Genomic DNA, 9,028 nt, shown 5'->3' with positions numbered 1-9,028 from the left:
TCATGAGTGGACGGGCTATAAGAGCCCATCCCACAATAACAATTAAAATTGTAAGTTATTTAATTCGCGATCCTAAGTGCGCTAAACCGTACCTGCAAGTTGGCGGTATCCTACAGACAAGAGAAACTTTGGTAGATATAATGTAATAGAACTGAGGTCATTCCAACTAGGTAAGCGCGGATACAAAAGTTGAGCGAGCTGGAACAAGAATTGCCTAGTTCTTATTAAATGCCAGAATTACTTCTGGCGCTAAACGTACAAAGTCTGTATAAAAAACCACAATTCAATCGGGCGCTACACATACAAAGTCTGCGTCCGGGGACTGTTAGTTTTGTGCAAAATGTTTGCTACCAAAGGAGAAGATTGATATGACAGATCCAAAAGTAACTGAGGAACCAGTTTTAGAGGCAACTCTCGAAACGACGGAGCTCGTCAAAAAAGAGATGCCCGACGCGACTGATGAGGCGATCGCAGAAACTGCGGCGCTGTTTGAAGCAATTAAAAAACGCGCCACCGCCGAAGTGCAAGCAGCGGGCGAACTCACCCGCGAAGCTTATTTAAAAGCTGTGAATAAGGCCTCCGGGGCGATCGAAGAAAATAAGGATCTCGCCCACGAGAGATTCACAGAAGCAGTCAAGCTGATTAAACAAGAAACTGAGAAAAATTGGCTGGTGGTAGATGCGATTAAAACGCGGGCGCAAGCGCAGGTGCAAGATGCAGGTGTTGTCAGTCGCGAAGCTTATTTGAAAGCAGTGCGACAAGCGCGAGAAGCGGTGGAACAAAATAAATTGATCGAACGCGATCGCATCGAACAAGCTGTTGACCACATTCACACGGAAGCTGAAAAGAATTGGCACCTTATTGTGAAGCAAATTGAGTCGATCGGCACTCGCTTGACGGATGCGGCTAAGTCTGCATGGAACTCGCTGACGGTGTTTTTTGACAAGAAGGATTAAACTCAGATATGAGACCATTTTAAAGAACAGGCAAGATGCCTGTTCCACAAAGATTGAATTTTCTTGTGGAACAGGCATCTTGGCTGTTCATAAAAGGTTTTGACACTAAGCGCTATAATCAAAAAGCATTATTTTTAGTCCATAACCCCCAACCATGAGAAGTTACTACTGCGGCGAACTGCGAAGCGAACACATCGGAGAGACTGTCACCCTTTACGGCTGGGTGGATCGCCGCCGCGATCATGGCGGGGTGATTTTTCTGGATGTGCGCGATCGATCGGGTATTGTGCAAATTGTTAGCGATCCTGAACGCACCCCCGATTCCTATCACGGGGCTGAGGCTTTACGCAGCGAATACGTGCTTAAAATTACGGGTAGAGTCAGCAGCCGCCCCGAAGATTCCCTCAACCCGAAATTGCCTACGGGTGAGGTGGAAATTTATGCTGACGAAATTGAGTTGTTGAATGCGGTTCGCAAACAGTTACCCTTTCAGGTGGCGACGGCGGATACCGAAAGCGTGCGGGAAGATTTGCGTCTGAAATATCGCTATTTGGACTTGCGGCGCGCTCGCATGAGTAGCAATTTGCAGCTTCGCCACCAAGTAGTCAAAGCGATGCGCCGCCACCTGGAAGATGTGGGAGGTTTTATTGAAGTTGAAACACCAATTTTAACGCGATCGACTCCTGAAGGTGCGAGAGATTATTTAGTGCCCAGCCGCGTCAATTTGGGCGAATGGTACGCTTTGCCGCAGTCGCCGCAGTTGTTCAAACAATTGTTAATGGTTTCGGGTTTGGACAGATATTATCAAATTGCCCGCTGTTTCCGCGATGAAGATTTGCGCGCCGACAGACAGCCGGAATTCACACAATTAGACATGGAAATGAGTTTCATGTCTTTAGAAGAAGTTATCGAATTAAACGAAGGTTTAGTCTGCCATATTTTCCAAAGTGTCAAAGGGGTAGAATTGCCTCGTCCTTTCCCGCGCTTGACTTACGCTGAAGCAATGGATCGCTACGGTAGCGATAAACCGGATACTCGCTTCGGTATGGAATTAGTCGATGTTTCCGATTTGATGAAAGATTCGGGATTTAAGGTATTTTCCGGGGCGGTTGCTGCGGGCGGAATTGTGAAAGTTTTGCCGATTCCGGGCGGGAATGATGCGATTTCTAACGTGCGGATTAAACCGGGCCCGAAAGGCGATTTGTTTAAGGAAGCCAGCGACGCCGGTGCGAAGGGATTGGCTTACATTCGCGTGCGGGATAATGGCGAAATTGATACGATCGGCGCAATTAAGGATAATTTGACGGAAGCACAAAAACAGCAATTGCTCGATCGCACGGGCGCGCAACCAGGTCATTTGTTGTTATTTGCTGCGGCTGATGTGACAACTGTCAATAAGACTTTGGATAGATTGCGTTTGTTCGTGGGTAACGAATTGGGATTGATTGACAAAGATAAGATGAATCTGCTGTGGGTGACAGATTTCCCGATGTTTGAATGGAACGCTGATGAGAAGCGTTTGGAAGCATTGCATCACCCGTTTACTGCGCCGCATCCTGACGATATTAATGATTTGAAAACTGCGAGAGCTCAAGCTTACGATTTGGTGTTAAACGGTACAGAAATCGGCGGCGGTTCCCTGCGGATTTATCAGCGGGAAGTTCAGGAAAAGGTGTTTGAGGCGATCGGCTTATCGACTGAGGAAGCTTACAATAAGTTTGGCTTTTTGTTGGATGCGTTTGAGTATGGAACTCCGCCCCACGGAGGCATTGCTTACGGTTTGGATCGGTTGGTGATGCTGTTGGCTGGTGAGGAATCGATTCGGGATGTGATTGCGTTTCCGAAGACGCAGCAGGCGGGTTGTTTGCTGACGAATGCGCCGGCTGGGGTTGATGAGAAGCAGTTGAAGGAGTTGCAAGTGCGATCGACTTATACGCCGAAGTCATAAGGGCGATCGGGACTTAGGCAAAGCCGATGTGTCATGCTGAGAGAAGCGAAGCTTCACTAGACTGCGTTTTGTTCAGCATGACAGACACGATTCTGCGTCCAGGACTGTCATTGAGTCAAAACTTTGGCTGATACTGTATGCTAGAGTTACATTCCAGGTCTTTAGACTAAAAACGCTATAATTAGCATAATCGAAAATAGGTAAAAACGATGTCAACAGTTTATCGTTTAAAAGCCAGCGAAATCAATCATCATTTTTTAGAACAAATCAAGGCGACTTTTGGAGATAAAGAGATTGAAATAATTGTTTCTGAGTGTGATGAAACAGAATATCTTTTGAAATCCGAAGTCAACAAAAATAGACTTTTAAAAGCTATTGAAAATGTTAACGAGCGGCAAAATTTAGTTGAAGTTAACTTACAGAATTTGCAATGAGCAGAAGAATTGTTTTTGAATCTTCTGCTTTTGCAGATTTTAATGAATGGGCAAAATTAGACAAAAAGATTTATCGCAAAATTGTAGAATTGATTAAAGATATAGACCGCTCACCGTTTGAAGGATTGGGAAAACCTGAACCTCTGAAATACGAGTTAAGTGGTTTTTGGTCTAGGCGCATTGATAACGAACATCGTTTAGTTTACCAAGTTACAGATCGAGAAATTGCGATCGCGGCTTGTAAGTATCATTACACTGAATAGATGTGATTGCGTTTCCGAAGAGGCAGCAGGCGGGTTGTTTGCTGACAAATGCGCCGTCTGGTGTGGATGAGAAGCAGTTGAAGGAGTTGCAAGTGCGATCGACTTATACGCCCAAGTCATAAGGCGATCGGGACTTAGGCAAAGCCGATGTGTCATGCTGAGAGAAACGAAGCATCTCAGTTGAAATGCCTAAATCATAATTATGAAACACCTTGACAATTTAACCATTCATCGGTTCCGAGGCCTGCGAGATTTAACCTTGCAGGACTTGGGTCAAATCAACATATTGGTTGGTGGAAATAACTCAGGTAAAACCAGTGTTTTAGAGGCGATATCAACCTATTGTCGCCCCTTAGATCCCCTGGAATGGCTGAACACATCGTGGCGGCGAGAAATCAAATATTCTCGCAAGCCAAGACTGGAGGCACTACAATGGCTGTTTCCTCAAAATAAAGAAGAAGAACAATTGGATTTTTACCCAATGGAAACTCGTGTTTCTGGTAATGGTAAGTTTTTAGTGAGAGAGTCGAGGGCAATTTACCAAGAAATTGAGGGAGTGGAATTATCGGAAGATGACGAAAGTCAATCCTCAGACGATCTTGGATTTGATAATACTCTGCGAGGTGCAGAAATAGAGCTAAAAGCTATTATATCGGATTCACCAAATGAATTATCTGAATTTTTTGAAATTTGGGAAAATGAGCGTTTAACTAATCGGCGAATTCGCTCAGATGCAATGCTGTCAGTTGATACTGTGACACCTTTTTCTCACCGCATAGAACAGTCACAAGTTGGCTTGCTGTCAGAAGCTATTTTTCAGCGTTTTAAGCCGGAAGTGATTAAGCTATTGCAAGTGATGGATTCAGGAATTATTGATTTAGTGATTCTCTCGCATGGCGGCAATCGTAGCAGTCTCTATATTGACCACAAACAAGTGGGAATTTCACCATTAAGTTCTTTTGGTGATGGAGTACGTCGCTTGCTATTTATTGCTCTAACCCTGACAAAAGTCAGAGGTGGAGTTTTGCTAATTGATGAGATAGAAACAGCAATTCATACTGAAGCACTTCGCAGTTCATTTGCGTGGATTGTGCAGTGGTGCAAGCAAATGAATGTTCAGTTATTTGCAACTACTCACAGTTTAGAAACAGTTGATGCGATGTTGGATGCTAGCGATACGGAGACGGACTTAGTTCTTTATCGTTTAGAGAAACACGAGTCACAAACTAAAGCAGTTAGAATTGAACGGGAAAGATTGCAAAGATTGCGGGAGGATTTGGGTCAGGAGGTGCGCGTGTGAAATACGCCATTATTGGAGTAGAAGGGCCACACGATCAGGCCTTTACAGGCAAGGTTCTCAAGCTTTTGAATTTCAAAGATTTGCGGGAAGAGTTGAAAGGATTAGAGTCTCAGTTAGACCCCTTCTGGCGCAAGTTTATTCCCGTTTATCCCAAGAAAGGAAACTTGTACAAACGTCTTGATATGCCTTCTATTCTGTTTAATGATACTATCTCTGTAGCAATTTATGCAGGTGAAGGAAGCAATCTTGTGACTAATTTGGATGACATTTTATTCACAAATTATGAGTATCAGACAAACTTGGCAGCCTTCGGGATAGTTGCCGATTGCGACAAATCAACTCCCGATCGCATTGCGGAACCATATGCTAACAAATTCCGAAGTTATTTTCCTAATTTTCCCGATCGCCCTGGTGTTGTAAATACCAATAGCCCGCGTACAGGAGTCTATGTTTTGCCCGATAACGCTTCGCCTGGTGTGTTGGATACTTTGCTGTGTGAGTGCGGACAGATAGCTTATCCCGCGTACATGGAAAAAGCTAGTTCCTATCTAAATGAGTTTTCTGAGTCAGATAGAAAATCTTTAAAGTGGAAAAATTTCGATCCCGAAAAAGCTTTAGTTGCTACTGTTGTCAGCGTTCTCAAACCTGGGAAGACTAATACAACAAGTATTGCTGATAATAATTGGGTGAGCGAACAGACGCAACAGCAGGTTCCTGCTTTGGCAAATTTTATTGAATTTTTGAGGCAACTTTTGGAAGTGAGTTAAGGGACGATCGCACTTCACAAAAAAAGTGCGATCGCCCTCAACAATTACTCTTTCCAGTAACGGGTTAAAATCCGAATCACCTCACCCGCTATCGGCGATGGTAGAGGCGGGCTCCATTCCCCAACTTCTGCAAAACCTAAAACGTGCAACAGATTAACGATGCTGTTTACCGCTTTGGGAACGCCACACAACAGCAAACGAATCGGTTGCTTACCTTGAGGTACATCAGGAATTTCTTCCCGGAGCAGCTCGGGAACTGACTTTGGCTGTGATATCATAGACTTTGAATTACACGAATAGTGGAATTGCGATCGCCCTCAAGTTTTCCAGGCCAGGGGCGATCGCTTTTCCGTTTGTACATCCTCAGTCTAGCACAGCTATGGGAATATGGGAATAGGTAACTAAGGGAATTTTAAACTTTTCACACGTAAACGTGTGAAAATAAAGTTATGGCAAATGAAAAAGACACCATCAAACTTGTAATTCCCAAGGCATTGAAGATCAGGTTCAAAGCCTTGTGCGTTCGTGCGGAAAGGGATATGAGCAGCGTCGGAGGTCAACTAATAGAAAACTGGTGTCAAGAGCAAGAGCAAGCCCAGGCGAAACGGGATGAGTCAAACACCTGAAGGGGCGACACCAAAGAGGCGTACAAAGAAAGTACGATCGATCTATGAAGTAAATTCCCAGTTGCCTAACTTGCCAGCAAAAAACCTAAAACGAGTCACCAGCTACGTTCCTCCAAACGCCTACAACGTCTTGGAAGATTGGGCCAAGCAAGAAGACCGGACAGTCAGCAATCTCGTAAGTCGGATTGTCTCTGAAGCTGTAGATGCTTATTTGGCTAAAAAGACTACAGAAGATGAACCCAGCAGCAATTAACCTTTGATGTCTACGCTGATGAGTCATTCTCAACTGCCAACCTGTCGGGCCGTTGATTTTGTGTTGGAGTGGGGTTTGGTTTTTGGGTGTTTAGATTACTTTAGCCTAAACTAGATTGTGGTGTGCTACCTTGGATTAAAGTTTTTCTAAAAAATTTGCAGTCAGCTAAAATGACATCGTGAACACGCTACCCCCAAACAATGTGAGTCCTGCAAAATCTCCTAGAGTTGCCTTTTACCCGCCACCCGAAATCAAGGAGAAGTTAGAAAAACTGGCGAGTATTGAGCGTCGTTCGATTTCCCAAATGGCATTACTTTTGGTGGAAGAAGGACTCGAAAGAGCGCAGAAGGAAGGCAAGTTTAATGAATCCAAAGACGATTAAACTACCAACTACCACTGCGGGCGATCGCTATCACACCGTGTGTCACTATGCAAGAGGCGTACAAAGAAAGTACGATCGATCTATGAAGTAAATTCCCAGTTGCCTAACTTGCCAGCAAAAAACCTAAAACGAGTCACCAGCTACGTTCCTCCAAACGCCTACAACGTCTTGGAAGATTGGGCCAAGGAAGAAGACCGGACAGTCAGCAATCTCGTAAGTCGGATTGTCTCTGAAGCTGTAGATGCTTACTTGGCTAAAAAGACTACAGAAGATGAACCCAGCAGCAATTAACCTTTGATCTCTACGCTGATGGGTCATTCTCAACTGCCAACCTGTCGGGCCGTTTATTTTGTGTTGGAGTGGGGTTTTGTTTTTCCTCTAACCAGAAATCTGATCCAAAGGGTCAAATTCAGGAACCTGTTTTTGACGAAGAGAGGTAATTGCTAAGACTAAAACACTTAACGTAAGACCTAAAATCGCATAACTCGGTAGTGAAAAAATAGTTACTTTAAACAAATAAGGCAATTCCCCCCCCTTCCAGTTCCACCGCTTTCCTAGAAACACCAACAGCCCGCCATGAATCACTGCGGTTTGCACCATGACACAGCCAACGCCCAATAACCAAACCGACATTCTTTGCCTAGAGAAGGCACAATTTTTAATCTGAAAACATAAATCATTCAGCAAAAAAACCACCGCCGGTGCTAACATCACAGAACTGGTGGGCTGAGAATAGTTGATAGCAATACTCAAAGTAGAAATTAGCACCATTTCAGATAAGTCAACCTTTTTTGACCAAGCATTGCGAGATTGTTTTTTGTAAAAATACCAACACACTAAACCAACTAGCACCAGAACAATCAAGTCAGAAAATAGCTTCGCCACGAAGGGACTATCGGGGAAAAATCTCGGCCCCATAACCCTTAAATCAAGGCGACTCATAGAAATATAAGCATTATTCGATGGATCGTTGAGCCAGAGTGGAAATCCACGAGTCGCATCCTGTATAAATCCTGTTAAAGAATTGCCCGTTACAGCTAGACCTATAACTGCCAAAACAGTTACCGTGACTATAGATATAAAAACTAGCTGAAACCGTCTTTTGATTAAAAAATAAGGAAGAAACAATATAACTAAAGTTGGTTTAAAAAGGGCAATTCCTAAGAAAAGTCCTGCAATTATATCCCGATCATTTCTAGCATAAATAAACATCCATAACAGCAGAACCGCAATAAAAGTTGCCACATTGCCAACTTGAAGATCGAAGACAAAACCGTAGAGGAATGCAACTGATATACTACAAATAGTCCTAAAAGCTCGTGAGTGGGACTCCAACAAAATATTCGCTCCCCATAAAACAAAACCTGTGGCAATAAGATGCAGCCAAATCCAGATTGTGAATGCAGTCTTCATCGGGAAATAGCCCAAAAACCACAGCGGAGGAATGATATTAGGTGGATAAACAAAAGAAGGAATAAACCCACACACTTTTGTGATGCTACAGAAACCGCTGTTAAACACCTCGACATTAAAGGGACTCAAATGCTGATGGGCTAATCTACTCGCTACATAAAACCACTTAAAATCCCAGTAAGGCGGATCGGGCCGAGTAGTCAGATTGTAAACCAACCAACCGGTATAACAGAGAAATCGGGTGAGAACTAATACAATAACTGCTTGCAAAATAAAGTTAACGATAGGTTGACGAAAAAACTGAGTCAACCTTTGGCTCGAAGGATGTTTGAAAAACAAAGAATCTTGCCATGCTGTTTTTTCGGTATCTAATCGCCAATTAAATTTGAGGAACAAAGCGACGGTAATTATAATAATTATATTCCAGAATCCCAAGCTAATCATAGGTCATAATTTTGATCAAATTACTATTTGATGATATCACAACCAGAAATTATCTCATGTCCGATCCATCGACCCTAATATCCCGGTCGGGGCGGGTTTTTGAGATAGTAAATTATTAACAGGTATTGTTGGTGAACCCGCCCCTACAAAAATCGCGGTTGCTCGGTTAGAGAGTCGATGGCAGAGTGTCCCCTACCATCTCTCCTACAAAACCGTGCTTGCGACTTTCACCGCACACGGCT

Annotated in this window: 12 protein-coding genes; 10 read left to right on the top strand and 2 right to left on the bottom strand. The window is 43.7% G+C overall.

Going from position 1 to position 9,028, the window contains the following annotated elements:
• The first annotated feature begins 368 nt into the window (after window positions 1-368).
• The 6 genes from QT984_RS29315 (at window position 369) to QT984_RS29290 (ending at window position 5,668) form a co-directional block, all read left to right on the top strand.
• Complete coding sequence (locus tag QT984_RS29315) at window positions 369-956, top strand: hypothetical protein (RefSeq protein WP_333056960.1); 588 nt, start codon at window positions 369-371, stop codon at window positions 954-956.
• Window positions 957-1,110: 154 nt separating this feature from the next.
• Window positions 1,111-2,904 (top strand): aspartate--tRNA ligase, encoded by a 1,794-nt coding sequence (gene aspS, locus QT984_RS29310; protein ID WP_333056961.1) that lies wholly within the window; start codon window positions 1,111-1,113, stop codon window positions 2,902-2,904.
• Window positions 2,905-3,113: 209 nt separating this feature from the next.
• The gene (locus QT984_RS29305) at window positions 3,114-3,338 is read left to right on the top strand and encodes a hypothetical protein (RefSeq protein WP_333056962.1); all 225 of its coding nucleotides are present in this window, start codon (window positions 3,114-3,116) and stop codon (window positions 3,336-3,338) included.
• Window positions 3,335-3,601 (top strand): Txe/YoeB family addiction module toxin, encoded by a 267-nt coding sequence (locus tag QT984_RS29300; protein ID WP_333056963.1) that lies wholly within the window; start codon window positions 3,335-3,337, stop codon window positions 3,599-3,601. The genes QT984_RS29305 and QT984_RS29300 overlap by 4 nt, the downstream gene beginning before the upstream one ends.
• Window positions 3,602-3,803: 202 nt before the next feature.
• Window positions 3,804-4,901, top strand: a complete 1,098-nt coding sequence (locus tag QT984_RS29295; RefSeq protein WP_333233381.1) for an AAA family ATPase — start codon at window positions 3,804-3,806, stop codon at window positions 4,899-4,901.
• Window positions 4,898-5,668: a DUF3226 domain-containing protein gene (locus tag QT984_RS29290; RefSeq protein ID WP_333233379.1), complete on the top strand. Its 771-nt coding sequence runs from the start codon at window positions 4,898-4,900 to the stop codon at window positions 5,666-5,668. The genes QT984_RS29295 and QT984_RS29290 overlap by 4 nt, the downstream gene beginning before the upstream one ends.
• Window positions 5,669-5,712: 44 nt before the next feature.
• Here the strand turns inward: QT984_RS29290 and QT984_RS29285 are convergent, their stop codons facing one another.
• Window positions 5,713-5,946 (bottom strand): hypothetical protein, encoded by a 234-nt coding sequence (locus QT984_RS29285; protein WP_333233378.1) that lies wholly within the window; start codon window positions 5,944-5,946, stop codon window positions 5,713-5,715.
• 171 nt (window positions 5,947-6,117) lie between these two features.
• On the opposite strand from QT984_RS29285, the gene QT984_RS29910 reads away from it, so the two are divergent.
• From QT984_RS29910 to QT984_RS29270, 4 genes are all read left to right on the top strand, one after another.
• Complete coding sequence (locus QT984_RS29910) at window positions 6,118-6,294, top strand: plasmid partition protein ParG (protein WP_332983430.1); 177 nt, start codon at window positions 6,118-6,120, stop codon at window positions 6,292-6,294.
• Window positions 6,278-6,547, top strand: coding sequence for a ribbon-helix-helix domain-containing protein (locus QT984_RS29280; RefSeq protein WP_333313836.1), 270 nt, complete (start codon window positions 6,278-6,280; stop codon window positions 6,545-6,547). Before QT984_RS29910 ends, QT984_RS29280 begins: the two co-directional genes overlap by 17 nt.
• 202 nt (window positions 6,548-6,749) lie before the next feature.
• Window positions 6,750-6,929 carry a ribbon-helix-helix domain-containing protein gene (locus QT984_RS29275; RefSeq protein ID WP_332957637.1) on the top strand — a complete coding sequence of 60 codons (180 nt, stop codon included), beginning with the start codon at window positions 6,750-6,752 and terminating at the stop codon, window positions 6,927-6,929.
• Window positions 6,930-7,037: 108 nt separating this feature from the next.
• Window positions 7,038-7,220, top strand: coding sequence for a ribbon-helix-helix domain-containing protein (locus QT984_RS29270; RefSeq protein ID WP_333375540.1), 183 nt, complete (start codon window positions 7,038-7,040; stop codon window positions 7,218-7,220).
• Window positions 7,221-7,307: 87 nt separating this feature from the next.
• On the opposite strand, the gene QT984_RS29265 is transcribed toward QT984_RS29270, so the two are convergent.
• Window positions 7,308-8,786, bottom strand: coding sequence for a glycosyltransferase family 87 protein (locus QT984_RS29265; RefSeq protein WP_333273989.1), 1,479 nt, complete (start codon window positions 8,784-8,786; stop codon window positions 7,308-7,310).
• Between the last annotated feature and the right edge of the window lie 242 nt (window positions 8,787-9,028).

Source organism: Microcoleus sp. Z1_B2 (assembly GCF_036700325.1).
In the GTDB taxonomy this organism is placed as follows: domain Bacteria; phylum Cyanobacteriota; class Cyanobacteriia; order Cyanobacteriales; family Microcoleaceae; genus Microcoleus.
Note: the sequence above shows the minus strand (reverse complement) of the source record. Positions and strands in the feature narration are given on the sequence as shown.